Source organism: Pseudomonas sp. NPDC086251 (assembly GCF_044746405.1).
GTDB lineage: Bacteria > Pseudomonadota > Gammaproteobacteria > Pseudomonadales > Pseudomonadaceae > Aquipseudomonas.
Genome location: NZ_JBIVBY010000030.1, coordinates 35094 through 61382, shown reverse-complemented (window position 1 = coordinate 61382; position 26289 = coordinate 35094). Strand labels below are relative to the sequence as shown.

The 26289-nt window shown below is 59.5% G+C and carries 22 protein-coding genes; 6 read left to right on the top strand and 16 right to left on the bottom strand.

Features of this window, described 5'->3' with window-relative positions; all coding sequences use genetic code 11:
- Positions 1-92 precede the first annotated feature (92 nt).
- From ACIPL2_RS27545 to yaaA, 15 genes are all read right to left on the bottom strand, one after another.
- Positions 93-917: an SDR family oxidoreductase gene (locus tag ACIPL2_RS27545; RefSeq protein ID WP_401361769.1), complete on the bottom strand. Its 825-nt coding sequence runs from the start codon at positions 915-917 to the stop codon at positions 93-95.
- A 34-nt stretch (positions 918-951) separates the two neighbouring features.
- Positions 952-1416 carry a multidrug transporter gene (locus ACIPL2_RS27540; RefSeq protein WP_401361766.1) on the bottom strand — a complete coding sequence of 155 codons (465 nt, stop codon included), beginning with the start codon at positions 1414-1416 and terminating at the stop codon, positions 952-954.
- 283 nt (positions 1417-1699) lie between these two features.
- Positions 1700-3151, bottom strand: coding sequence for a mannose-1-phosphate guanylyltransferase/mannose-6-phosphate isomerase (locus ACIPL2_RS27535; RefSeq protein WP_401361763.1), 1452 nt, complete (start codon positions 3149-3151; stop codon positions 1700-1702).
- A gap of 150 nt (positions 3152-3301) precedes the next feature.
- Positions 3302-3955 carry an alginate O-acetyltransferase AlgF gene (locus ACIPL2_RS27530; protein WP_401361760.1) on the bottom strand — a complete coding sequence of 218 codons (654 nt, stop codon included), beginning with the start codon at positions 3953-3955 and terminating at the stop codon, positions 3302-3304.
- 17 nt (positions 3956-3972) lie between these two features.
- Positions 3973-5148, bottom strand: a complete 1176-nt coding sequence (locus ACIPL2_RS27525) for an alginate O-acetyltransferase (protein ID WP_401361758.1) — start codon at positions 5146-5148, stop codon at positions 3973-3975.
- An 11-nt stretch (positions 5149-5159) separates the two neighbouring features.
- Positions 5160-6725 carry an MBOAT family O-acyltransferase gene (locus ACIPL2_RS27520; protein ID WP_401361755.1) on the bottom strand — a complete coding sequence of 522 codons (1566 nt, stop codon included), beginning with the start codon at positions 6723-6725 and terminating at the stop codon, positions 5160-5162.
- Positions 6726-6937: 212 nt separating this feature from the next.
- Entirely contained in the window at positions 6938-8059 is a 1122-nt protein-coding gene (locus ACIPL2_RS27515) for a mannuronate-specific alginate lyase (protein WP_401361752.1), read from the bottom strand.
- A 7-nt stretch (positions 8060-8066) separates the two neighbouring features.
- A complete protein-coding gene (locus ACIPL2_RS27510; protein ID WP_401361749.1) occupies positions 8067-9527 on the bottom strand; it encodes an alginate O-acetyltransferase in 1461 nt (486 codons plus the stop codon).
- Between the two features lie 10 nt (positions 9528-9537).
- Complete coding sequence (gene algG, locus ACIPL2_RS27505) at positions 9538-11127, bottom strand: mannuronan 5-epimerase AlgG (protein WP_401361746.1); 1590 nt, start codon at positions 11125-11127, stop codon at positions 9538-9540.
- Positions 11128-11153: 26 nt separating this feature from the next.
- Positions 11154-12641: an alginate export family protein gene (locus ACIPL2_RS27500; protein ID WP_401361743.1), complete on the bottom strand. Its 1488-nt coding sequence runs from the start codon at positions 12639-12641 to the stop codon at positions 11154-11156.
- Complete coding sequence (algK, locus tag ACIPL2_RS27495) at positions 12638-14146, bottom strand: alginate biosynthesis TPR repeat lipoprotein AlgK (protein WP_401361740.1); 1509 nt, start codon at positions 14144-14146, stop codon at positions 12638-12640. Before algK ends, ACIPL2_RS27500 begins: the two co-directional genes overlap by 4 nt.
- Before the next feature lie 9 nt (positions 14147-14155).
- Positions 14156-15325, bottom strand: coding sequence for a PilZ domain-containing protein (locus ACIPL2_RS27490; RefSeq protein ID WP_401361737.1), 1170 nt, complete (start codon positions 15323-15325; stop codon positions 14156-14158).
- A gap of 35 nt (positions 15326-15360) precedes the next feature.
- Positions 15361-16842 (bottom strand): mannuronan synthase, encoded by a 1482-nt coding sequence (alg8, locus tag ACIPL2_RS27485; RefSeq protein WP_401361734.1) that lies wholly within the window; start codon positions 16840-16842, stop codon positions 15361-15363.
- Between the two features lie 163 nt (positions 16843-17005).
- Positions 17006-18322, bottom strand: a complete 1317-nt coding sequence (locus ACIPL2_RS27480) for a nucleotide sugar dehydrogenase (protein WP_401361732.1) — start codon at positions 18320-18322, stop codon at positions 17006-17008.
- Between the two features lie 808 nt (positions 18323-19130).
- Entirely contained in the window at positions 19131-19910 is a 780-nt protein-coding gene (gene yaaA / locus ACIPL2_RS27475) for a peroxide stress protein YaaA (protein ID WP_401361729.1), read from the bottom strand.
- A gap of 264 nt (positions 19911-20174) precedes the next feature.
- On the opposite strand from yaaA, the gene ACIPL2_RS27470 reads away from it, so the two are divergent.
- From ACIPL2_RS27470 to ACIPL2_RS27445, 6 genes are all read left to right on the top strand, one after another.
- Complete coding sequence (locus ACIPL2_RS27470; RefSeq protein WP_401361727.1) at positions 20175-21299, top strand: polysaccharide deacetylase family protein; 1125 nt, start codon at positions 20175-20177, stop codon at positions 21297-21299.
- 336 nt (positions 21300-21635) lie between these two features.
- Positions 21636-23030 (top strand): PhoH family protein, encoded by a 1395-nt coding sequence (locus ACIPL2_RS27465; protein ID WP_109628080.1) that lies wholly within the window; start codon positions 21636-21638, stop codon positions 23028-23030.
- 263 nt (positions 23031-23293) lie between these two features.
- Positions 23294-23767 carry a cyclic pyranopterin monophosphate synthase MoaC gene (moaC, locus tag ACIPL2_RS27460; RefSeq protein WP_059406245.1) on the top strand — a complete coding sequence of 158 codons (474 nt, stop codon included), beginning with the start codon at positions 23294-23296 and terminating at the stop codon, positions 23765-23767.
- Positions 23764-24006 (top strand): MoaD family protein, encoded by a 243-nt coding sequence (locus ACIPL2_RS27455; RefSeq protein ID WP_401361723.1) that lies wholly within the window; start codon positions 23764-23766, stop codon positions 24004-24006. Before moaC ends, ACIPL2_RS27455 begins: the two co-directional genes overlap by 4 nt.
- A 3-nt stretch (positions 24007-24009) precedes the next feature.
- Positions 24010-24462: a molybdopterin synthase catalytic subunit MoaE gene (moaE, locus tag ACIPL2_RS27450; RefSeq protein ID WP_401361720.1), complete on the top strand. Its 453-nt coding sequence runs from the start codon at positions 24010-24012 to the stop codon at positions 24460-24462.
- 304 nt (positions 24463-24766) lie between these two features.
- The gene (locus ACIPL2_RS27445; RefSeq protein ID WP_401361716.1) at positions 24767-25543 is read left to right on the top strand and encodes an ABC transporter substrate-binding protein; all 777 of its coding nucleotides are present in this window, start codon (positions 24767-24769) and stop codon (positions 25541-25543) included.
- Positions 25544-25659: 116 nt separating this feature from the next.
- Here the strand turns inward: ACIPL2_RS27445 and ACIPL2_RS27440 are convergent, their stop codons facing one another.
- Entirely contained in the window at positions 25660-26286 is a 627-nt protein-coding gene (locus ACIPL2_RS27440) for a transcriptional regulator (RefSeq protein WP_401361713.1), read from the bottom strand.
- Positions 26287-26289 lie beyond the last annotated feature (3 nt).

Sequence of the window (26289 nt, the reverse complement as noted above, 5' to 3'; positions counted from 1 at the left end):
GCAAGCCTCGCTCCTACAGGTGATGCACAACATTCAAAATGGCGCTAATCCTGTAGGAGCGAGGCTTGCCCGCGAAGAACGATAACTTGGTCTCAGAGCTGCCCACGCAACCCGAACCGCTTCATCAACCCCGACTCCAGCAATCCTTTAGGCAGCAGCCCTGCCAACAATGGCAACGCCCGGCTGCCATTGCCCAATCGAATCAGGCGCGGCGGTTTGGCCTGTTGCACGGCCTTGAGCAAACCTTCGGCAAACTCACGGGCCGGGGTCGGGTTGTCCTGGGACGCCTTGGCCCGTGCGCGAATGCCTTCACGCAAGGGGAACCACGGCGATTGTTCAGTGATTAACTGCTCAGCCTCATGCCCGGCATTCTTGGCGAAACTGGAGGCGATAGCGCCCGGCTGGACCTCCATCACCCGCACGCCGAACGGCGCCAGTTCCATGCGCAACGCATCGCTCAAGGCATGCACCGCCGCTTTTGATGCGCAGTAGGCACCGGCAAACGGGGTCACCAACACCCCCGATACGCTGCCGATATTGACCACAATTCCTTTGGCCCGGCGCAGCACGGGAAACATCGCGCGCGTCACGCCGACGATGGCAAACACGTTGGTTTCGAACTGACGCTGCATGGCCGGCACGCCGCCATCGAGCAGCGGCCCCATGGCGCCGTAACCGGCGTTGTTGATCAGCACATCGAGGCCGCCATGCTGCTGGTTGATCCGTTCGCTCAACTGTTCGAGTGCGGCGCCGTCGTTGACGTCCAGTGGCACGGCGGTGAAACCGGCCGCCGCCAGAACGGCCACATCTTCAGCCTTGCGGGCGCTGGCCCAGACGGTGTAACCGGCGACTTTGAAGGCGTCGGCGAGGGCGCGGCCAATGCCGCTGGAACAACCGGTAATCAACGCAACGGGCATGGCGCGGTCCTTGTGCAAGAGGAAGAAGGGAGGATCAGTCGGAGAAACTACCCTGCAAACGCTCGGCGCGAAACTCCAGGGTTTCCGGGCGGTAGCCAGGGCGCAGTGGCGGCAGCGGCAAGCAGTCTTCCCAGTTGCCACCGGCCTGCAATTCACCGGGACCGCGATAGCGTGGGGCGGTGTATTGATTGTCGGCGAGGTTGACCGTGTCGCCGGGCGCATACGCGGCGACACGCCAGCGCAGTTCGGTCAGCGGCACGTCGTTGCCGTTGTTCATGGTCAGCTGCAGCGGCCGGTCTGCGGGGCAGTGTTGTGGCGCGTAGCTGATGCGCAACTCAAGACGCTGCAGTTGCTTCACCTCGCGGTGGTCCATCCAGATTACCCACGTGGCGACGATGCCCAATCCGATGGCGGCCGCGACAGAAACCGGCAGGGCTTTGGCGGGATAGCGCAATAACAGGATGAGCCAGGTGATGACCAGCAAGACGCCGATGAACATGACGCGAAACCTCGGGAGCAGAGGAGGTCATCCTACCTAAGCGTGGGTGGGGTTGGCGATGGGCTTGATGGGTGTGGTGGCTGTGATGGCCTCTTCGCGAGCAAGCCCGCTCCCACATTCGACCGAGTCCTGTCAGGAGAATGCGGTCGAATGTGGGAGCGGGCTTGCTCGCGAAGGGGCCAGCCAAGGCGACCCAAAACCCGGACAAAAAAAGCCCCCACCCAACCCGCTGTGGATGGGGATCGCAGCGGGCTGGACGGGGGCTTTTTGTTCTACCGAACGCTTACTGCGCGATGGTTTTCACCGACACGCCACGCTCAATCGGGGTCGAACGACCGTAGATATCTTCGAACCGCTCGATATCGTCTTCACCCAGATAGCTGCCCGATTGCACTTCGATGATCTCGAGTGGAATCTTGCCCGGGTTGCGCAGACGGTGGACCGACGCGATCGGAATGTAGGTCGACTGGTTTTCAGTCAGCAGGAACACGTTTTCGTCGCAGGTCACTTCGGCAGTGCCGCTGACCACGATCCAGTGTTCGGCGCGGTGGTGGTGCATCTGCAGCGACAGGCACGCGCCCGGCTTGACCGAGATACGCTTGACCTGGAAGCGGCCGCCCATGTCTACCGAGTCGTAGGAACCCCACGGACGATAGACTTCGCAGTGGTTCTGGGTTTCGCTGCGGCCCTGTTCGTTGAGGGTGTTGACCATCTGTTTCACGCCTTGGACCTTGTCCTTGTGGACGATCATCATGGCGTCTTTGGTCTCGACGACCACGATGTTTTCCAGGCCGATCACCGACACCAGTTTGCCGTTGCCGTGGATCATGCAGTTTTTGCTGTCCTGAATGACCACGTCGCCTTTGGTGACGTTACCGTTGGCGTCTTTCTCATTCACTTCCCACAGCGACGACCAGCAGCCGACATCGCTCCAACCGGCTGTCAGCGGCACCACGCAGGCGCGCTGGGTTTTTTCCATCACGGCGTAGTCGATGGAGTTGTCCGGGCAGCAGGCGAAAGTGGCCGGGTCGATGTCGACCGTGTCGGCATCCTGCGCGCTGCGTTCCAGGGTCAGGACGCACGTGTCGTAGATGTCCGGATCGTGCTTTTTCAGTTCTTCGAGGAAGCGGCTGGCGCGGAACAGGAACATGCCGCTGTTCCAGAAGTAACCGCCGGACTGAACGTATTCGGTGGCGCGTTTCACGTCCGGTTTTTCAACGAAGTGCGAGACGCGGCTGACGCCTTCGGGCAGCAGCGAATCGTTGGTCGACTTGATGTAGCCATAGCCGGTTTCCGGTTTGGTCGCCGGTACGCCGAACAGGACCATTTCGCCGTTTTCCGCAGCGACGGTGGCCAGGGCCAGGGCGCGTTGCAGGGCTTTCTGGTCTTCCAGCACGTGGTCGGCCGGCAGCACCAGCATCAATTCGTCGCGACCTTCATTGACCAGCATCATCGCGGTCAGGGCCACGGCTGGCGCCGTGTTGCGGCCGAATGGTTCCATCAGGATGCGCTGGGTGTCGAGGTTGCGGGCAGCCAGCTGCTCGTTGACGATAAAGCGGTGGTCTTTGTTGCAGACCACGATCGGGGTGTCCATGCCTTCGAACACCAGGCGTTCCAGGGTTTGCTGGAACAGCGTGTGTTCGCCGGTCAGGGCGAGAAATTGCTTGGGGAATTGCTTACGCGAAAGCGGCCAAAGACGTGAGCCGCTACCACCTGACAAGATCACCGGAATCATGTTGTTACTCCTTGAAAATCGTATGGTCAGGCCTTTGTGGGAGCTAGCCTGCTAGCGATGGCATCACCTCGGTGCTTGTGCAAAACCGAGTCGTCTGCATCGCCGGCAGGCCGGCTCCCACAGGGAGCCTGGTCAGTTCTTAAAATTCGTTTAGCGCGTCGAAACCGGGCGTTTTACCCAGACTGGCGACAGGCTGCTGCCGGTGCCGGTGACGTACAGCACGGCGGCTTCACCGCGTTCCAGGGCAACCGGTTTCACGTCGCCGACTTTGGTGGCGCCGTCGTACAGGGCCAGGCTGACTTTCACCGGGTTGATTTCACGCTCGCCACGGCCCTTGGCCGCTACGGTCGGAACCACTTCGGTCTTGCCGTCGGCGGTTTTCAGGGTCAGGGCCTTGTCGCTGAGGTTCTGTACGCGAACCAGGGATTTCTGCTTGTTCTTGAACGGCGGCTCTTCGATCAGTTGCGGCGCGCCGCTGGCGTTGTTGACCAGGGTGTAATAGTGATCACCGGCCAGTTTCACCGGCAGGGACTGGCTGCCGACCTTGGCGCTGTAATCGCCGCCCGGCATGAAGCTGAAGTCGCTGCTGGACAGCGGCGCGACATCGCTCAGGTTAGTGCTGCCGACGGTGGCGCTGACTTCAGCGTTACCGGCGTTGTAGATACGCACAAAGCTCGAACCCTTCGGAGCGGTCGGACCGTAGAGCGCTGCATCGCCAGCGAAGGCGGACATCGACAACACGCTCATGCCTGCAACGAGGGCGAAGGTCTTGGCGAGACGGCGAGGAGTAGTAGTGAAAGTCATGGTAGTACCTCTCTCTTTCAGTTTTGCGCCCGGTCGGGCGTCTCGGATTTAGTGTTTGCGGCTACGTTTTGTTGGCGGGCGCCGGCTTGTTTAAGCTCTGCGACCCACTGCGGGTCGGCGTCACCGATTTCGTTGTTCACAGGCAGATAACGTTCAGGAAACTCCCAGATCAGCACTTGTGGCGGGCTGTTCTTGAAGGCATCGCTTTTCAGGTAGCTGAGCATCGGCAGAATCGGGCCATGGCCGTCTTCGGCGTAATTGACCACGTCGCTGTGCAGCGCTTCTTTCAGCGCACCGACGAAGTTCCAGTTGGGGTTGGCGCTGTAGCTGGTGCCGATCAGGGCCACCGGCACTTCAGTGTTGGCGAACAGTGCGTCGTCACCGGCCGGCTGGCCTTGGGCAGCGACGGTGTTGCGCTTCTGCAAAGGTTCTTGCGCCGGCATCAGGTTTTCGAACAGCGGGTCCAGCGGCAGGAACAGGCGCAGGTCGCCCTTGTGCGTCACCTTCTCCGCCGGTTCAGTGACGAAGTCTTGCGGTTCGCCGCTGAGCGGGGTTTTCTCGGCAATGGTTTTAGCCAGGGTCTCGGCGGCGATTTGCGCGCCTTCCGGGGTCCAGTGGGTGTCGGTGCGCAGGAACACTTGCTGACCGTCCAGCTTGGCCTTCAGCATCGGGCCGTACAGGTCGGGAGCGAGAATCTTGGTGGCCGCCACACGAGCGTGGAAGTCCTCATAGAGGTTGGCGTGGATGCTCGAAGGCTTCACCTCACCCAGGTGTTCCGGGTACAGGCGAGTCTTGGCCGGCACGATCGCCATCACCAGTTTCACGCCTTTCTCTTTCAAGGTCTGGCGCACGCCTTCGACCAGCGCGTAGTTGCCTTGCAGGTTCAGCTCTTCGTTGACGATCGGGTTGAATTCCTCATCGCTGTACAACCACTGGTCGCGACCGAGCACAACGCCCGGACGACCTTCGTTGAACAGTTTGAAATCCAGCGCGGCCCAAAGGTTGGTGCCCAGGCGCTTGATCGGGAACTCGTCGTCGTAATGTGTTTCAACGGCTTTGCTCCAGCGGCCGTTGAGCACCGTGGTTTCGGCCGACGTATTGAAGCCGAAGAAACTGCGCGTGGACCACACACCCAGCACCAGCAGGGTCAGCAGGAACAGCGCGATGTAGAGGATGCGTAATGAGCGGGTCATGGTCAGATCCCTCAGAACTGGAAGTAAAGGAACGGCGAGAAGCTTTGCGCCGAGAGTTTGAAAATCGAGGCGATGAACAGCACCAGTACCAGCGTGCGCATCACGTAACGCGACCAGTCAGCGGTCCAGTAGGCCGGTTGCACCGTCGCTTCAACGCCGACGGTGTAGCCAGGCTGGTGGATGCTGCCCGGGTTGTCGCCCGGTACGGCCTTGATCATTCCAGGCGTTGCGGTGGCCGGGCCATCGGCCTCGACGTTCACGGCAGGCTTGGTCTTTTCAGGCGGCAGGTTGCTGTAGAAATCACGAATGCCGAAGAACGCCAGGGTCATGTAAGCCACCACCAGGGTCGCCACTTGCAGGCCGGTGAGGCTGGCCTGGTTGAGTTCCGACAGCGACCATTCGCCGAAGCTGAACATCGCGCCGTACATACGGCCGGCGACGTGCAGGTTTTCCGCGCGGAAGATCACCCATCCCATGACCACGAGCAGGAACGTCAGCGCCCAGCGGATCGGGTTGATGCTGCGCGGCGAAGTGTTCAGGCCCAGCGCTTTTTCAATCGCCAGCCACATGCCGTGCCACGCACCCCAGACGATGTAGGTGATGTTCGCGCCGTGCCACAGACCACCGAGCAGCATGGTCAGGAACAGGTTGCGATAGGTCATCAGCGTGCCTTTACGGTTACCGCCCAGCGTGATGTACAGGTAGTCACGCAGCCAGGTGGACAGGCTGATGTGCCAGCGACGCCAGAACTCGGTGATCGATTGGCTGATGTAAGGCTGCTTGAAGTTTTCCATGAAGCGGAAACCCATCATCAAGCCCAGGCCGATGGCCATGTCGCTGTAGCCGGAGAAGTCGAAATACAGTTGCGCGGTGTAGGCCAGGGCGCCGAGCCAGGCGTCGCCCGTGGTCGGGTTCTGCAAGGCGAAACAATGGTCGGCCACCACCGCGAGGGTGTCGGCGATGAAGACCTTCTTGATGAAGCCCTGCATGAACCGCGTGCAGCCCTCGGAGAACTTGTCGAGGGTGTGGGTGCGGTTGTTGAACTGGTCGGCGAGGTCGCGAAAACGCAACACCGGGCCGGCGATCAAGTGCGGGAAGATCGCCACGAATGCCGCGAAGTCGATAAGGTTGCGAGTCGCCGGCGTGTCACCCCGATAGACGTCGATGATGTAGCTGATGGACTCGAAGATGTAGAACGAGATCCCGATCGGCAACAGCACGTGAGTCAGGATGAACGGCGACAGGCCGACCGACGTCATCATCGCGTTGATGCTGTCGACGCCGAAGTTGGCGTATTTGAAGTAGCCGAGAATGCACAAGTCGACGACCACGCCCAGGAGCAACCAGCGCTGCGCGGGTTTGGTCCTGACGCCGGCGGCACCGACTTTGAGGCCGATCCAGTAGTTCCACAGCGTGACGGCGGCGAACAGTGCGAGGAAGTCCACGCGCCACCAGGCATAGAACACATAGCTGGCGATCAGCAGCAGCAGGTTGCGATAGCGTATTCCGCTCAAGTAGTACATGCCGAGAAAGATCGGCAAGAACAAAAACAGGAACACATTGGACGAAAATACCATCCCGATCTCTCCGTGTTTAACCAACAGTCGAGGGCCGCAGCCCCCCCAAACCCCCCACCCAAAAAACGGGGGAATAACACTCAACTCAAACCTTGCACTGACCTGTAGGAGCGAGGCTTGCCCGCGAAGGCGGCGTGTCGGTCGACATCATTTGTGAATGTCAGACCGGATTCGCGGGCAAGCCTCGCTCCTACAGGGGTTTTGCGTTGGTCCTAGGAACCTTTGCCTTTTTCGTTGGCCGGGTCGTAGACCTTGGTCAGATCCCCACCGAGGCGGAAGGTCTTGAACGGCTGCATCTCGTGCTTTTTCTCGAGCACGTCCGGCGAGCAGGTGTAGAGCGTGCAGAACGGTTCGAGCCAGGCGAATTTCGAGTCGATTTTCAGGTCGGTCATGTCCTGTTCTTTACCGTTCTTGTTCTCGAATTCGTCCGGGTCTTTAACCCCGGCCAGCACTCGATCACCCAGGCGTTTCAGCGCGCCGTTGTTTTCCTGACGCAAGTCCACACCGTTGACCTGGGCGAAACTGGCGATCATCGCCAGCGGCGGCAGGGCATAGTTGTGGTAGGCGAGGGCGCGTTGCTGACGCTTGAGTTCGTTGGGCAGGAAGCCTTGGGCGTCGATTTGATTGGCGCCGACCTTGTATTCCTTCACGGCCCAATCGAACAGATCGCGGCGATTGGTGGCGACCGACGTGGCCATCACCGACCAGGCAGCCCAGTACGAGTGGTTGTTGGTCTTGTCGAGCGGCAGGTTGTCCCAATCGCTGACGACCTGATCGGCCATTTTGCTGAACCAGGCCTCAATCAGTTGCGACTCTTGCTGATGGTTCGCCAACGGATGGGAGTCGGAGAACTTCAGGCGAATGTACGACGACGCCATGCTGCCCAACGCCCATTTGCGCATGGACTTGCCGGTGTGGTTGAAATCCTTGGACATCAACGCATCGGACTTGGCCCAGGCGGTCAACCAATTCAGGGTGCATTCCAGCTGTTCCGGGCGCCCGTCACGCATGAACTGCATCACGCGCTTGCTGGTGCCGCGCTCCATCTTGGTGATGTCGGCGGTGGTGTCGCGGAAAGCTTTTTCCGAGACCTCGTTCAGGGTCGAACGGGCCTTGTCGGAGCCTTCGTACTTGCTGCGAAATTGCAGCGAGCCGGTGTACGGCGTCGGCATGGCGTCGCAGCCGTCGGCCTTGTCGCCGGTTTTGACTTTTTCAATCGGCGCGAAATAACCCTGGGGTGGACGCAGGGGCGCGGCGGCCTGAGTTGCACCGGCAAACATGGCCAGGCTCAACAGGGACGGTGCGATCAATCTTTTCAAAGTTCGGGTTTGCATAGTTGCCTCATTGCCCGGCCTGAGCGGTACGCTGCCCAGTGCCAGGGAACACGTTGCGTTTGCAGATTTTCGCTTCGACTTTCTGCGGCGCGGCACCTGCTTCAGGGCCCTGGATTTCGACGGCCAGCAGATTCTGCGAGGCCCAGTCTTCGTCCGTGCGCAACTCAAAGGCGAAACGCCCGTCGGTGTCGGAGGTTTCCGGCTTTTCGATCTTGATGTCCTCGTGGCGACCGTTCATGTACCAGAGGGTGGCTTGCAGCGTTTTCACCGACGGATCGGCGAAGCGGATGTCAACCTGGTGGCTGCTGTTTTGCAGGTTCAGGTTCTTGCTGTTGACCATCAATTCGTTCTTGCCCGGTTTCAAGGTGGTGCTGCCGGTCATCTGTGCATCCTTTCCTTCGCAACCGTTGTCCAGCAGCGCCATCATCTGGCGGTAGATGGTTTCCTGGTCGAGGCGATAGAGCGGCGAGAATTCCCAGATCAGAATCTTCGGCGGCTTGGTCTGGAACTCTTCGCTGCCCAGGTACTGCAGCATCGAACCTTCCAGGCCACCGCCGGGGAACGCCACGTTGAGGATGTCGGCGCCGATGGCCTCTTCGAGGAAACCGGCGAAGTTGTAGTTCTTGCCACTGTGGCTGGTGCCGACCAGGGTGATTTCCGGATTTCCGGAATCGCCGAACAGATCGCCATCAGCTGCTTCGCCTTTCGGTTCGGTCGTGAACTGATCCATGTACTGGATCGCGTAGCTGGTGCCACAGAGTTGACCGGCCATGTTGTGTAACGTTCCGGTCTTACCCATGCGACCCGACTTATGGCTCTCGAATTCGCGCTTCGGTACGTCGGCAAAGGCCGGCATTTTCTTGATTTGCTCGCCGACGATTTTCGCCGTGCGCTGGGCGCCGTAGGGCGTCCAGTGTTGGTCGCCGCGGAAGTAGAAATCGTGGGCCGGCAGGGTGTCGGGCAGCGACTCATTGGTCAGCGGCGACAGGTCCGGCACGGTGTAACCCATGGCGGCGAAACGGCCGAGCATGGTCTTGTAATTCTTCAGGGCCTTGTCGAAATCGAACTTGGCCTTTTCTTCCGGATTGAGCTTGTTGCGATTCACCAAGCCACGGGTCGGCTGGTAAACCACGACCAGTTCAATGCCTTTGCTCTTGAACGCATCGTGCAGTTCTTTCATGCGTTTGTAGCCGGCGGGCGTGGTGTCGAACTCGGTGCGCAAGTCTTCTTGCGTACGGAACAACCAGTCACCCTGAGCCTGCACCAACGTGGTGAAGTTCTGCTGATAGCGCGTGGTGTAGTTCTTCGCGTCGTGGGCTTCGGGGCACAGGTTGCAGCACGGTTCGGCGCTGAAGCTCGGTGGCTTTATGTTGCCGGCAGCTTCATCGGCACGCGCGCCGGCGCTGGCCGCGAAAATGCCGGCGGCCAGGGCCGACAGGCTGAGTAATTTGATCAAGTGTGGGTGCATAAAATTATCCTCAGTCCCGCATTTCGGTCTGGCGTTCGACAGGGTCGATCAGCACGGCTTTCTGCTGGCGTACCAGCAGGTCGAGAATTTCATCCTGGCGCTCGCCGAGAATCCCCGAGAAGCTGATGCCGCTGGATTTGGTCGGGGCAAGCATGGACACGCGATACAACTCGACGCTCAGCGGCGAGTCGATCGACAGCGGCCCGCTGCCGTTGCCGGCCAGTTCACCGCCGACCACGATCAGCGACACCTGGGCGTCGAACGGGTCGAGCTTGATGTCGCGGTCGGTGTCGCTCAGGTCCTTGATGTGCCCGTAGACGCCGGTCAGGCCGTTGGCCATCGACAGGTTTTCGTAGAGGCGGATGTTCACGCTGTTACGAATACGGATGCCGTGGCGACGGTTGCTGATCACCTTATTGGCGTACAACAGGTTGTCGGCACTCTCGTAGAGGGTGATGCCGTCGGTGTGGTTCTTGTAGATCTCGTTGTAGGCGATCAGGTTGTTCACGCTGTTACGGTCGATCACCAGGCCCGACAACTTGTTGTCGTAGCTGCGGTTGTTGAAGATGAAGCTGTCGTTGACCTCACGGGAAATAATGATCCCGTGCTTCTTCTTGGTCCCGTACACCGTGTTGTCGGCAATGATCAGACCGTGGGAACGGTCATGCGGGTCGATGCCGTAGACGATGTTGTCTTTGTAGGTGTTGCCCTTGACCACGAAGTCGCGGGTTTCGTAGCAGTAGAAGCCGTACCACATGTCCGAGAACTCGGAGCCGACGATCCAGCCAGTCGGTTCAGGGCGCTTGAGCACCTTGGCCATGTTCGGCGTGTACTGGGAAATACTCACGCCGTACGACTTACTGTTGGCATAGCCGAAACTGGCGATCTTGCTGTTCGCGATGTAGGTCTCGGTGCCGCCCCAGGACAGCAGGAACGGACGGAATTCTTTCGGCGAGTTGAACGTCGCCGGACCGTTGGTCTTTTCGCGCCAGCCGGTGATTTTGGTATCACGCACAAACAGCTGACCGTCGTTGACCAGGAACGAACCGGCCTCCTGGGACAGGCGCAATTCCTGGGTCTGCTGGTCGATTTCGAGGATGCCGTTTTTACCGACCACGATCGGCAACTTCGCCAGGTACACGCCCGGCGAGGTTTCGCTGAAGTACTGCTTGGGCAGCTTCTTGACCAGGTCCTTGAGGTTCATGTAGCCGTCTTCGATGAAGATCGCCTGCGGGATGCCGTGCTGACGCACGACCCACTCGGCCATCTTGTTATCGCCGCCGATGAAGTCCTTCAGCGCGTCTTCCTGCATCATTCGACGCACGCTGATTTTGCCGGCCTTGGTGCGCACGATTTTCGCGGCAATGGCTTCGGCGGTGTAGCCGGAAGTGTCCGGCAGTTTCGGTTTGGCCAGCTCCAGCGGCGCGGTCGGTGCGCTGCTGACGGTGTAGGTCTTGGCCTGTTGCAAGCCCTTGGCAATGGTCGCCGGCTGCCCTTTTGGCACGGGCGCGGCCGGCTCCACCGTGGCGAAGGCCGCCGAACTGGCCAGCAGCATCGCGCCGGCCAGTAAGGTAATCGAGCCTCTCTTCGGACTGTTCATGTCAGGAACTCCCTTCGCTGTTCGCATCAGAAGCGCCAGATCACGTCGATAAACGCGCGGTGCATGTACGAGTCGACGCCTTTGCCGTAGGCATCGCCCGGCTTGAACACACCGCCACGCAAACGCACCAGGGCCGAAGGCTCATCGATCGATTGGCTCAAGGAAGCCGGCAGCAGGCCTTGCTTGAAGTACTTGGTGACGACCACGTCCATTTCCTGGCCGAGGTCTTTGTTGCCATCTTCCAGCGGCAGCGAAGTGCTCGAGAGCACGGCGCCGGTCACGTCATCAGTGTCGTTCTGCACAGCGTTGATGCCGTTGCTGCCGACCGGCTTGTTGCCGTCGACGCGCCAGAATTTGTGGTAGATCACACTGGCGTCGTATTCGTCGTTGAGCATCCACGAACCGAACAGGGTGGCGGTCTGCATGTTGTTCATTTCGCCACGGAAGGCTTCGCCGAAACGGTGAACCCGCGAGCGAGTACCGGTGTAGTTCGAGCGGTTACTTTCCAGGCCGTTCTGTTCGTAATCGGCGCTGGCGCGGGCATAGGCTGCACCGACTTGCCATTGCGGATCGAGGCGCAGACGCACGCCCAAATCAGTGGCCCAACCATCGACGTTGCCACTGGTCTTGGCTTGGGCCGGTGCGGTGCCGTCGGCGTTCAGCGGGTTGACCTTGTCGCGGTCGCCGCTCATGCCGGTGACGCTGCCCCAGTAGTTGACGGTGTTGGTGTTGCGCCAGTTGTAGGCATCGCTGTCGGCGGTGAGGCCGATCCAGCTGATGTCGCCATTCTGTTTCTTGTCCAGCGTATCGGCAGGCACACCCGGCTCGGCGTAATCCAGCTTGCCGTCATCGTGGGTGTGATGACCGCGAATGCCGACCCAATTGCCCGGCGTCCACTGATACGCCGCATCGGCGTAAGCGTGCAGGCGATCCTTGTCCTTCGGCGCGAGCTCGGTAAGGTCGGTGCGGTATTCGCTGAAGCGTTCGGCAACACCGGCGTTGGCGCGCAACAGGGTGGTGTCGAAGGTCCAGTTCAGGGCTTCGATGTTGGTGTCGCGCCATTGGCCGTCGTCGTTACGCAGGCGTTGGCGACCGAGTTTCAGTATCTCGCCAGGGTACGGCGTGAGGCCGCTGTAGCCGACCCAGAACTCGCGCATCGCCAGGTAGTTTTTCTTGCTCTTGCGATCACCGCTGTCGGTGGCCTGGGTGCCGTCGCTGTCGGACTGCTGCAGGGTGTCGGTCTCGATGATGTCGGTGGACGTGACCGCCTGACCCATGGCGTAACCGCTCCACGCGCCGCTCTCGCCATAGATCCATGGACGCAGGTCGAGGCCGACGCCGTTGACGTCGCCGCCGCTCTGCGTGCCGAGGTCAGTGTCGTCTTCGGATTGGGCAGTGACTTTCACGTCAAGGCCGTAGTTCTTGCTTTCGGTCAGGGCCGCGAGGGTCGGGCACGACCACAACAGAGCGAATGACAGGCCGATACCGGCCTTAACGAATGGATTCAACTTCATAGGGATTCCTCGCCGTCTTCTTCTTCCAGGGCATGCAGTTCCAGCGTGTTCTGGCTCAAGGCACCACGAACGGCCTGTTCTTGTTTCAACAGGCGTTGGGCCTCGGCGAGCTGGGCAGGCGGCAGTTGGGCTTCGAGTGTTTGCGCAAGCTCGGTGGCTTGCGGGGTGTTCTGGGCCTTGGCCAATTGGCTGAAGACGTAAGCGTTAAGCGGGTCGGGCTTGGTGCCCTTGCCTTGGGAGAACAATTGGGCGATGGCGAAGTCGGCACTGTTCTGGCCGTTGCGCGCTGCCTTGAGCAGGTGGTCCAGGGCCTTCTGCGGATAAACCTTGCCCAGGTAACCACGACGATAGATCTGGCCGAGGTAGTAATCGGCGGCGACTTCTCGGTCGACGGCTTTCTGGAAGTGTTCTTCGGCGACCTTGGCGTCGGCCGGGACCATTTTGCCTTCGTAGTAGAGCTTGCCCAGCAACAGTTCGGCGCGGGGTTGATCCGCGGCGCGGCCGTTGTCCAGGTACTTCATCATCGTGTCGACGTCGCCCAGTTCAGGGAAGTCGTAGAGCAATTGCGCGAGGCTGACCCAGGAAGCGGGGTAGCCGGGGGCAATGCTTTCAAGCAGCGTCTGCGCGGTTTTCTCGTCGGTCTTGCCCAGGCTGGCATCGCCGAGTACGCGGGCGACGCTGTCCATGCGCTGGGCGGACACCGTGCCGCGAGCGTGAGCGGCTTGCATCTGCTTGATCAGCTCGGCTTGCTGTTCCGGTTTACCTTGCTTCTGGTAGACCGTGGCCAGCTCGACGTAGCAGATGTCGGTGGTGTTCAACGCGGCTTTGCAGATGGTGGCGACTTCGTCCAGGTGCTGGTCGTAAGTGCCTTGGGTGCGATAGAGCAGCACTTGGGCGAGGCCCGCTTCCGGCTTGCCTTCGGCGCGCCATTGGCTGATCTGCTGCTGGGCGTTGACGTTGGGGAAACTGTGGGGGTATTGCAGGTACAGCATCGCCAGCGGAATCAGGGTGTTGCCTTCGCCATTGGCCGAGGCTTTTTTCAACAGGCCTTCGGCTTCGTGCTGTTCGGCTTCGGTAGAGCCGGGTTTGGCCACCAGCAGGCGACCCAGGCGAGCCTGGGCCCGCGGCGACACATCGGCCGCGGCGCGGTAAGTCGCCTCGGCCTGCTTGACCTGCGCCGGGTCGCGGCTGTCGACCTGGATATCGGCCAGGCCCACTTGGGCTTCGCTGTAGCCCAGGTCGGCCAGTTGCTTGTAGTTCTGCTGAGCGAGCGCGGTGTCGCCGCGCTTGAGGGCTTCATTGGCCAGACGCTGGTCGGGCAGGCCGGCGCAACCGGCCAGGCTGACTGCCAGGGCCAAAGCACACAACGTACCCATGTGGGAGCCAGCCTGCTGGCGATTCAAGCGGCTCGGTACATCAGACAAACCGCGGCGATCCCATCGCGAGCAGGCTCGCTCCCACATGGACTGCGGCGTATTCGAGATTTTTGTGATGGTCACGGGCATGTCCTCTGTTTAAAGACCGGCGGCCATGGCTTTGTCGATCAGCCAGTTCATGTTCGGACCACGGGTGCTGTTCACTTCCACCGGGCGGCCGGCGTACTTGCTGTCCAGCGGTTCGTCAGGCTTGATCAGTACGCGGATGTCGGAAGACAGGTCGGCGCTTTTCAGGCTGGTGCTGCTGACGATCGTGCCGCTGCGGGTTTTGTCTTCGCCGGCGATCTGGAAGCTGACCGTGGCGCCTGGCAGTACGTCGCCGAACTGGCGATAGGAGAAGCGCGCTTCGACATTGGCTTCGGTGTTGCGCGGCACCAGTTGGAAGATCACGTCGCCCTTGCTGGCGTACTGACCGTCGGCGACCAATTGCTGGGCCACGGTGCAATCGCACGGCGACGTCAGGGTGCCGGTCATTTGCTTGCCGAACAGCTCTTCAACCTTGGCCGGTTGCAGTTGATTGTCGTCAAGGTGGCCCTTGAGCACATCGAGCATGCTGGTGCTGAAGGTCGCCAGCGGTGCGCCTTTGGCGGCAACGCCATCGGCTTTGATCAGACTCTGCACGGTGCCGTCGCGCGGCATGGTGATGTTCATGCCGGCAACGCTGACCAGACCGGCCTGGGCGTGGCTGACGAAGTACATGCCGTACACCGACTTGAAGATGAAACCGAACGCCGCCAGGCCGACGATGAAAATCGCCAGGCTGAACGTCACGGCGCGCAGACGACCGATCGCGGTCATGCCGTGGTCGCCGTCCTTCATCTTGCGCGCTTTGGTGAAGTTATCGCGCTGCAGGGTGGCCAGCACTTCACCCATGCTGACGATGTCGCCGGCCAGGTGCGACGTGATCAGGTGGCGCAGGGTCGAGATGTCTTGTGGTTCCAGGTTCTGGAACTGGCAACCGACACGACCGGTCTGGCGATCGAAGGAGCGCACTTGCAGCTCCACGTCCATGGCCAGGCCGAGGTTATCGATGACGAACTGCAGGCGAGCCTTGTACACGTCACCGATTTTCAGTGGCAGCTGACCGGCGTTGAAGGCCAGGCCGCCAGCGGAGAGGTCGAGGACTCGAGCTTCAACCGGGGTCCGGTCAGGACCGAAGAAACGCAGCTTGGCCGGAATTTTCACTCGGGCGTGTTGGCGCTGGGCTTCTGACTCATGCACTACGTTGGCGTTGACGGCGGTATTCATATGGGCGATTTCCTAGTTAATTCAGGCGAGTTCGGTCAGACCATCATCAGCAGCACGGCAACAAAAATGCTGCCGGCGGAGAAGGTCATGGTCCGAGACGACCAAGTGTTGAACCAACCTTGAAAGCTGGCGAGATCACGGGTCAGGGAAGTGGGCTGGCGACTCCAGGACTGTCGGTCGAGGCGGAAGAACACGTAGATCTTCACCATCGCGCCGACGATCTGGTTGTAATAGAGAATCGCCGGGTAGGCCGGGCCGATCCGGTGACCGGACAACGACAGCAGCACGGTCAGGATCAGGCGGGTAATGCCGATCCACAGCAGGTACACCAGGATGAATGCGGTGCCGTACTTGAAGCTGGCGATCAGCGCGACGGTCAAGCCCAGCAGCGAGGTCCACATCGACACGCGCTGATCGAACAGCACCACCGAGGTGAACAGGCCGAGGCGTTTAACCCCAAGGCCGAGTGCGCGGGCGTTCTGGCGCAGGTTGTTGCCGTACCAGCGGAACATCAGTTTGCGACTGGCCTTGATGAAGCTTTTTTCCGGCGGGTGTTCCACGGTGTGGATCGCGGCGTCCGGCACGTAGAACGTGTCGTAGCCCAGGCGCATCAGGCTGAACCAGCTCGACTTGTCGTCACCGGTCAGGAACTTGAAGCGGCCCAGGCGCCAGTGTTGCAGCGAGTCGCTTTCCACGTCGGCGATGAAGTCCGGGTTGGTGACCACGGTGGCGCGGAATACCGACATTCGGCCGGTCATGGTCAGCACGCGCTTGGACAGGGCCATGGAGCACATGTTGATGTGGCGCTGGGCGAAGCGCAGTTTGTGCCACTCGCTCATGATGTAGCCGCCGCGCACTTCGCAGAATTCGTTGGTGGTCAGGCCGCCGACATTGCCGAACAGCTGGAACCACGGCACGGTCTTGAGCACGACGCCCTCGGCCAGCACGGTGTCGCCATCGATCACTGCAACCACCGCACGGTCGTCCGGCAGGTGGCGGGAGATGGCGCGGAAACCGTAGGCCAGGCCGTCACGCTTGCCGGTGCCGGGAATGCGCACGAAGTCGAGCTTGACGCGGGCCGGTGGATTCATCCGCGACCACAGGCTTTTCACCAGCTTCTCATCGGACATTTCCACGATGGAGCAGACCATGGTGGTCGGCAGGCCGCAATCGATCGCTTCGCGAATCACCGAGGCATAGACCTGAGCAGTGGTCAGGGCGTCGATACGGAAACTGGTGACCATCAGGAACACATGCGAGGGGTCTGCCGATTTGCCCAGCTTGCGCACTTTGCGCCGCAGGTGCGGGTAGACCACGTACAGGAACAGCATGCCGCGCAGAAAGTGCGTGGCACCCATCGAGTAGCGCCAGATTCCGATGAAACCAATCAGGAAAATAAAGTCCTTCGACTCGGAGTCGAACGTGGACACAGGCAACGCCATGGCGATGCCCATCAAAATACTTAGGTAAAACAGCCAACCGGCGGCCTGAAGTAGGCCGTGCTTTAGCCTGTGCATAATCTGCATCCGTCTCTATCTCGGGCGAGCCTGTGGGGTGGCCCGATGGGGTTAAGGCAGGCGAAAAAGCTGTAGGAGCAAAGCTTGCCCGCGAAGGCGGCGTACCTGACACATCAGGTCGTCCGGTTCGCCGGCAAGCCTGGCTCCTACAGGGAGCTGCGCGTTACCAGCAGATGCCTTCGGTGCGATCGCTGACGCTGGTGGCTTGGGACATGAAGCCGACCAGGTCGATCACTTGCTTGCCGTGTGGAGCCTGTTCCGCCAGGGCGCGGAATTTCTCGTCACGGTTGCCGAGGATGATCACGTCGGAGTTTTTGATCACGTCGTCGAAGTCCGAGTTGAGCAGGGACGAAACGTGCGGGATCTTCGACTCGATGTAATCGCGGTTGGCGCCGTGAACACGGGCGTATTCGACGTTGCTGTCGTAGATGCTCAGGTCGAAACCCTTGCCGATCAGCATTTCTGCCAGGTCAACCAGCGGGCTTTCGCGCAGGTCGTCGGTGCCGGCCTTGAAGCTCAGGCCCAGCAGGGCGACTTTGCGTTTGTCATGGCTGGAGACGATGTCGAACGCGTTCTGCACTTGCGACACGTTGCTGCGCATCAGCGAGTTGAGCAGCGGTGCTTCCACGTCCAGGGAACCGGCGCGGAAGGTCAGGGCGCGAACGTCTTTCGGCAGGCAGGAGCCGCCGAAGGCGAAACCAGGGCGCATGTAGTACTGGGACAGGTTCAGCGTCTTGTCCTGGCAGACCACTTCCATCACTTCGCGACCATCGACGCCGACGGCCTTGGCGATGTTGCCGATTTCGTTGGCGAAGGTCACCTTGGTGGCGTGCCACACGTTGCAGGTGTACTTGATCATCTCGGCAACGGCGATGTCCTTGCGGATGATCGGTGCGTCGAGCTCTTCGTACAGCGCTTGCAGAACGTCACCCGAGGCCTTGTCGAATTCGCCGATGACGGTCATCGGTGGCAGATCGTAGTCGGCGATCGCGGTGCTTTCACGCAGGAACTCAGGGTTCACGGCAACGCCGAAATCAACACCGGCTTTCTTGCCGGAGCAGTCTTCGAGGATCGGGATCACTACGTTGGCCACGGTGCCTGGCAACACGGTGCTGCGAACCACGATGGTGTGGCGGGAAGTCTTGTCACGCAGGACAAAACCGATCTCGCGGCACACGGCTTCGATGTAGTTCAGTTCCAGGTCGCCGTTCTTCTTGCTCGGCGTACCGACGCAAATCATCGACAGGTCGGTGTCGCGAATCGCCTCGGCGAAGTTGGTCGTGCCGCGCAATTTGCCCGTCTCGATACCCTTCGCCAACAGCTCGCCCAGACCCGGTTCAACAATCGGCGACTTGCCGGAGTTGATCATATCGATCTTGTCTTTGGAGATATCGACGCCAACGACGTCATGGCCCCGTGCAGACAGGCAACCGGCACATACTGCACCGACGTAACCCAAACCAAATATGCTGATGCGCATCGCATTTACCTCTGTGATTATCAAGCCATTACATGGCCGGAGTTAATGGTGTTCAGCGGTTAGTGCACTCGGAAGTGCGGCATACAGGCGCCACAGTGCCGCGTGCAGGCATACAAAGTTCCGAGTGTCTAAATAAGTTCACTCAAAGTGTGCGCAACTAGGCTTTTATTGTTATTGCTGGCCCTGTTATGCAGCTGATCTTCTAGTCAGAAGACATTTGTGCAAAGGTCTTGCGCGCTCAATGCCAGGCCATAAGCCCGTAAATCAAGCGGTTGGGTGCTCAGGTGAGCACGTTTATAGGGGCGCAGCCTTGGCCGTATAGGGGATATTGATGATGCGTATCTCCTGTCCTTCATGTGTTGCCCAAATCAGGGATTATTAAGCAGAAGTTCATGTGACAACTTCGCTACGTGAATCTCTTCTCTGCGTAAGTTATCTCGTACAAGCACGGTGAGAATCGTTACCGGTGGTATGAGCGGCGCATTTGGACATAGTTCCGGCCCGCCCATCGCGAATCTTGAAATTTCTTGAAATATTGAGAAAGATGGCACTGCTTTCATATTGCTAGCAACACCTGTTTCACCCTTGATATATAGGGTGATGAGCGGTGTTAATAGGTAATTGCCACTACTGATAAAAAATTTCAGTGCCACTACTGAAAAAAAACATCAAAGTCGAGTGAAACTAAAGTTAGGAAATTGAGTGCTTGTATTTTGGCGCCATGAATATGGCGAATCGGGCGGGAAATTGTTGGACGATCAGGGGCTGGCGCACGACGAATCAGAGAGGTCGTGCGCCGACTGTTTGCTTACTCTGGCGCGTGATCGCGGAGGAAAACCAGCGTGTCCGGTTTAGACTGCTCGGCGCTGTAGCGATAGCCTTGTGCATCGAACTGTTTAAGCGCTGCCGGATCGTTGACGCGCTCTTCAATGACAAAACGACTCATCATTCCGCGAGCTTTTTTCGCATAGAAGCTGATGATCTTGTATTGGCCGTTCTTGAAGTCCTTGAACTCGGTGTTAATGATCCGCGCGTTAAGGGCGTTGCGCTTGACCGCCGAGAAGTACTCGTTGGACGCCAGGTTCAGCAGCACGTCATCGCCCTGGTCGGCCAGGGCTTCGTTCAGCCATTCGCTGATCCGCGTGCCCCAGAAGGCATACAGGTCCTTGCCACGGGCATTCGCCAGTTTGGTGCCCATCTCCAATCGATACGGCATCATCAGGTCCAGCGGGCGCAGCAGACCGTACAGGCCGGAGAGCATGCGTAAGTGCTGCTGGGCGTAATCGAAATCGGCTTCGCTGAAGGTTTGCGCATTCAGCCCGGTATAAACGTCGCCCTTGAAGGCCAGCAGCGCCTGTTTGGCGTTGGCCGGGGTGAACGCCGGGGTCCAGCTGCCGAAACGCGCGGCGTTGAGCCCGCCAATCTTGTCGGAGACGTGCATCAACTCACTGATCTGCGCCGGTGCCAGGTCACGCAGTTGCAGGATCAACTCCTGGGAATGGTCGAGGTATTGCGGCTGGGTGAAGCGCTGGGTCGCCGGCGGCGTTTCGTAATCGAGGGTCTTGGCGGGGGAAATCACCATCAGCATGAAGTCGTCTCCTTTAATCGTGGGGCGATTCTAGGGGGTTGTCGGTGTTGACTCCAGCTATGGGTGTCATAGGTGATCGGTGGTGTCATGGGGAAAGATCGCAGCCTCGCTTCACTCGACAGCTCCTACGGGCCCGAGTTGACGTGAAATTGGGATAACCCGGACGCGATGATCCCTGTAGGAGCTGTCGAGCGAAGCGAGGCTGCGATCTTTTGATCGTCCCGAGATATAGTGCCGCGCGGGTTTTGTTATGGAGACATCCCATTGCGTATCGTTTTTCTATTCATCGCGTGGCTGTTGAGCTTTGGTGCCATGGCGGCGCCGGGCGATGTGGCGACGCTTGATCGCAGCACTTGGCCGGAACAGCTCGGCAACCCGACCCTGTTCGACGTCGCGTCGCGGGCCGAGATCCTGATGTTCGCCCGCGTCCTGCTGGCCAGCGAATCTATCGATGAGGCGGGCCTGACCCGGCGCCTGGGCTTGCGCACGATCAATCTGGATGCGATCAACCGCGTGCGCGGGCGCCTGTGGCAACGCTTGCTGGCCAACTACAACTTCGCCCAGCAGAGCTGCGACCAGGATGCTTCCTTCTGTTTTCTGGTCGAGGACATGGACACCCTGCGCCAGCAAGCGGCCAAGTTTCAGGTCAGTGATGACAGCTACTACATAAAGTGGGCCGAGCCGAGCCGGCTGTTTCATGCCCAGTACCTGGACGAGCTATTGCGCAAGGCTGCGCTGTTTCCGCAGACCAGCAGCGAAGTCGATCGTTTTGGCGACTATGAGCGCAACGGCGACGAGATGCATGACCGGCTGTTTCTGCTGACATTCGACAGCGCCGCCAACGCCACGCCGGACAATACCGCCTGGGTGTCGGACTACCTGCGCAAGTGGAACATTAGCGGGACCTTCTTCGTTCTCGGCAAGGACATCCAGGCCCGCCTGACAGACAGTTCGGTGGCCAGCCTGCAAGCGACTTACTCACAGCAGTGCATCGGCGTGCAAGGTTGGGAGTTCCGCTCCCACAGCCACTGGCAGGATTGGCAAGACTCGGTACGGCGCAGCGTCGATCTGGTGAAAAACAAACTGCCGGAGAACTACGTGCCGCTGTTTCGTCCACCGGACGGTCAGCGCCGGTCGGACGCTGAAGCGTTCTTCAGAGCCCAGGGCTTGCAAGTGGCGTTGTGGGACATCGATGCCCAGGACGGCGCGGGCAAGCTCAAGGGCAATCAGAGCGCGCAACGGGTGTTGACCCTGATGCTGCTGTGGCGACACGGGGTGATCAATTTCAACGTAAAACAGGAGGCAGTGAAGACGGCGTTGCCCTGGCTCGTCGCGCAAACGGCGCCAAGCGGGATCGGCTGGGAAGACTGTCAGGACGCGTTTCGCTGAAAACGACGAAAGCCCGTAAACATTGGGCAGGGGGCGATTTTGAGAGGGAATTCGATGCAGGCGGACTTCCGACTTTAACGGCACATTGCCTGCACGCCAAGGGCTATTCGTCACTCTGAAAAATAAACTTCAAAAAAACGTCAAAGTGCTTTTTTCTGTCACAGGTTTTGGAGTATTACGAAGACAGACCGCCGAAACCTGCAACACAGGTGGCGTCTTCCAAGACCCTACTTGTTCGCAGTTCACTTGAATTCTCGCAGGTGAAATCGGTGGCCACTTCGAGGCGCAGCACTGTCACGGTATTGCGTCGACTGGCTCCCACAAAGGTGACCGAGTATGGATGATCACGGACGTAGTTCTTCCTCCAACCAGCCAATCCTTTATGTACTCGATACCAACGTATTGATTCACGATCCAAACGCCCTGCTTAATTTCGAAGAACACCACGTCGCGATCCCGATGACCGTGCTTGAAGAGCTGGACAAGCTCAAGAGCGGGCATCACAGCGTTGCGGCCGAATGCCGTCAGGCGATTCGCCTGATCGACAAGACCCTGGGCGATGCCAGCCCCGAAGACGTTGAGCTTGGCGTACCGATCCAGCGCGGCAAAAGTGGGCCCAAGGGTTTGCTGTCAATTCTGATGAGCAAACGTGCTGAACCGAACATCATTCTGCCCGAGCACCTGAACGACAACATCATCATCAACCAGTTGATCGACCTGCACGCGCGCGAACCCAAGCTGCCCGTGGTGCTGGTCACCAAAGACATCAACATGCGCCTCAAGGCCCGGGCGTGCGGGATCGCGGCCGAGGACTACAGCACCGACCAACTGGTAGACGACGTCTCGCTGCTGCCCAATGGTTACCACAACATGGACGGCTCGTTCTGGGACCGGGTGAAGAATGTCGAAACCCGTCAGGACCACGGTCGCACCTGGCACCAGGTGCAGCTGATCGACAACCTGCCGGCTGTGCATATCAATGAGTTCATCATCGACGAACAGGGGTTTGTCGGCTGGATCAAGGAGATCGAGGAAGACCGGCTGCTGATTCTCGACCTGCATCAGGAACCCCTGTTGCACCAGGAAGCCTGGGGCCTGAAACCGCGTGATATTTACCAGAGCCTGGCGCTGTACGCCTTGCTCGATCCAGACATTCACCTGGTCAACCTGACCGGGGCCGCCGGCTCGGGTAAAACCATCCTGGCCCTGGCGGCGGCGATCGAGCAGACCATGGTCAGCAAACGCTACCGTCGAATCATCGCCACGCGCAGCGTGCAGGGCCTGGACCAGGAAATCGGTTTCCTGCCCGGCACCGAAGCGGAAAAAATGGAGCCTTGGCTGGGCGCCATCACCGACAACCTCGAAGCCTTGCACATGGATGACGAAAACACCCATGGCAGCGTCGATTACATCCTCAGCAAAGTGCCGTTGCAGTTCAAATCCCTCAACTACATTCGGGGTCGCAGCTTCCAGCAGAGTCTGATTTTGATCGATGAATGCCAGAACCTCACGCCGCACCAGATGAAAACCATCATCACCCGTGCGGGCGCCGGTTCCAAAGTGGTGTGCCTGGGCAACCTGGCACAGATCGACACCCCTTACTTGTCCGCGACCAGTTCCGGGCTGACGTACCTGACAGAACGTTTCAAAGACTTCCCCAACGGTGTGCACATCACCCTGCAAGGGGTGCCACGTTCGATTCTGGCCGAATACGCCGAATCGCATCTGTAACCGCTTCACCCGAACCGGGCGGCCCCAAAGCCGCCCGGTTTTTTATCCCCAACAAAAACGCATGCCCAACACAATCCCCTGTAGGAGCTGTCGAGTAAAACGAGGCTGCGATCTTTTGATCTTTGTTTGTGAGCGCAAGATCAAAAGATCGCAGCCTCGTTTTACTCGACAGCTCCTACAGGGGGTGAGGGGATCCGATAATCAAACGTGCGGAAATTTGACCCACAGGTTTACAATCGGGGCTCCTGATCAGGAGTAACTCCGTGCTGACTCATCTCGATTCCCAAGGTCGCGCCAATATGGTCGACGTCACCGAAAAAGCCGTGACGTTCCGTGAAGCGACGGCCCAAGCGCTGGTGCGCATGCTGCCCGAAACCCTGCAGATGATCGTCAGCGGCGGTCACCCCAAGGGTGATGTGTTCGCCGTGGCGCGTATCGCCGGCATTCAGGCGGCAAAGAAAACCAGTGATCTGATCCCTCTGTGCCATCCGCTAATGCTCACCGGCGTCAAAGTCGAGCTCAGTGCCGAAGGCGACGACACCGTGCGCATCGTCGCACGCTGCAAGTTGTCCGGGCAGACTGGCGTCGAGATGGAAGCCCTGACCGCGGCCAGCGTCGCGGCGCTGACCATCTACGACATGTGCAAGGCCGTGGACCGTGGCATGACCATCGAAAGTGTGCGGCTGCTGGAAAAACTCGGCGGCAAGAGCGGCCATTTCCAGGCGGATCAGCCATGAACGTCACCGTGAAGTTTTTTGCCCGTTACCGTGAAGCGCTGGGCGTGGATTCGGTGAAGGTTGAAGGCGACTTCGCCACTGTCGACGATGTGCGTGCGCTGCTGGTCCGGCGTGAAGGTGCGGAGGTGCTGAGCGAGCAGAACCTGATGTGCGCCCGCAACGAAGACCTCTGCCAACTCGACGAGCCGGTGAGCGACGGCGATGAAGTGGCGTTTTTCCCGACCGTGACCGGAGGCTGAGCCATGGCCATTCGCGTGCAAGCCACGGCGTTCGATCCGGGTGCTGAAGTCAACGCCATGCACGCTGCCAATGTCGGCGTCGGGGCGGTGGTGAGTTTTGTCGGTTACGTGCGCGACTTCAATGACGGGCTCGACGTCGCCAGGATGTTCCTTGAGCACTACCCGGGCATGACCGAAAAAGCCCTCGGTAAAATCGCCACCGAGGCCGAGCAGCGCTGGCCGTTGCTCAAGCTCGAAGTGCTGCACCGCATCGGTGCCCTGGAACCGGGCGAGCCGATCGTCTTCGTCGGCGCCGCCAGCGCCCACCGCCAGGCCGCGTTCGACGCCTGCGCGTTTGTCATGGACTACCTGAAAACCCGTGCGCCGTTCTGGAAGAAAGAAAACACCAGTGATGGCGCGCGTTGGGTTGAAGGGCGTGACAGCGATCATGCGGCGGCGGATCGCTGGAAGCAGTAATTCCTGCCGTGTTCTTGAGTCAGTCTTCGCGGGCAAGCCTCGCTCCTACAGTTCGATGTTATTCACGCAATGGGTGAACGACACAAAACCTGTAGGAGCGAGGCTTGCCCGCGAAGAGGACATCCGCACCACCCAACTTCCCATTGAATCACTCCGACCGCCGGCGCAGCAGAGCCGCGCGCACGCGATTGACGAATTGTACGTAGAAGTCCAGTATGGAATTATAAGTACAAAAAAGGTGTTCCCCCGTTTCTGCTCTTTCTTCTGTCTTGCCAAACCAACAACAACCCGCGAGAGAACGAACATGAAGAAATTCCCCCTCATCACCGGTCTGGCCCTGAGTCTATTGGCGTGCAGCTCTTTGTTCGCCGCCGATAAGACCCTGCGTATTGGCATTGAAGCCGCTTACCCACCGTTCGCTTCCAAAACCGACAAAGGCGAAATCGTCGGTTTCGACTACGACATCGGCAATGCCCTGTGCGCGCAGATGAAGGTCAAGTGTGTGTGGGTCGAAGGCGAATTCGACGGTCTGATTCCTTCCCTGAAAGTGAAGAAAATCGACATGGCGCTGTCGTCCATGACCATCAACGAAGACCGCAAGAAGTCGGTGGACTTCACCCACAAGTACTACTTCACCTCATCGCGCCTGGTGATGAAGGACGGCGCCGTCGTGGATGACCAGTACGCCAGCCTCAAGGGCAAAACTGTCGGCGTGCAGCGTGCAACCACCACCGACCGTTACGCCACCGAGGTGTTCGAGCCGAAAGGCATCAACGTCAAGCGCTACGGCAACAACGAAGAAATCTACATGGACTTGGCAGCCGGTCGCCTCGATGCGATTTTTGCCGATACCATTCCGTTGAATGACTTCCTGTCGATGCCGCGCGGCAAAGGCTATGCGTTTGTCGGGCCGGAATTGAAGGACCCGAAATACGTGGGCGAGGGCGCGGGGATTGCGGTGCGCAAGGGTAATGCCGAGTTGGTTTCCGAGTTGAACACGGCCATCGACGGTATTCGCGCGAATGGCGAATACCAGAAGATCTCCGAGAAGTACTTCAAGTCTGATATCTACGGCGACTGATCAATTGCCTTCGCGAGCAAGCCCGCTCCCACATTTGATCTCCATACGACGTAGATCAAATGTGGGAGCGGGCTTGCTCGCGAAGGGGCCCGATCAAACAACACCGTTCTCCAGGCCTAACCCTTCAATTCCTTCAAATGCTTGTAAACCGTCGCCCGCCCCATGTTCAGCACATTGGCCACGTAGTTCGAAGCGCTTTTGCCCTTGAAGGCGCCTTCGGCGTGCAGCGCCAGCACCAGTTCGCGTTTGTGGTCGCGGGTCAGCACACCCAGGCTCAACTGCCGCTCGCGCAACCAGGCGTGAAGGAAGGTGTTGATCCGCTCCTGCCAGTCATCGCGAAATAGTGAATCCGGCTGCGGGATCAACTTGGTCGGTGACAGGAACAGGTCCAGCGCCGCCTTGGCATTCTCGAACAGTGAAATATTCAGATTGATGCACAGCACGGCCAGCGGATGACCGTCGCTGTCACGCAGCACGCTGCTCAGGCTGCGAATCTTCTGACCGTCCCAATTGAGCTTTTCGTACGGCCCGATGTTTCGTTCGCTGATGTCATCGCTGAGCATGTCCTCCAGTGCCGAGTCATCGCCGATTTCCCGTTTCGACAGGTTGTTGGCGATGTAGTCGACCTTTTGCGTACGCAGATCGTGCAGCACCACCTCGGCGTGGGGGAAAAACAACGTGGCGATCGCGTCGGCGATTGCCCGGTAATTATCCAGGGCCGGGTCTTTTTCAGGTGCATTCATAAG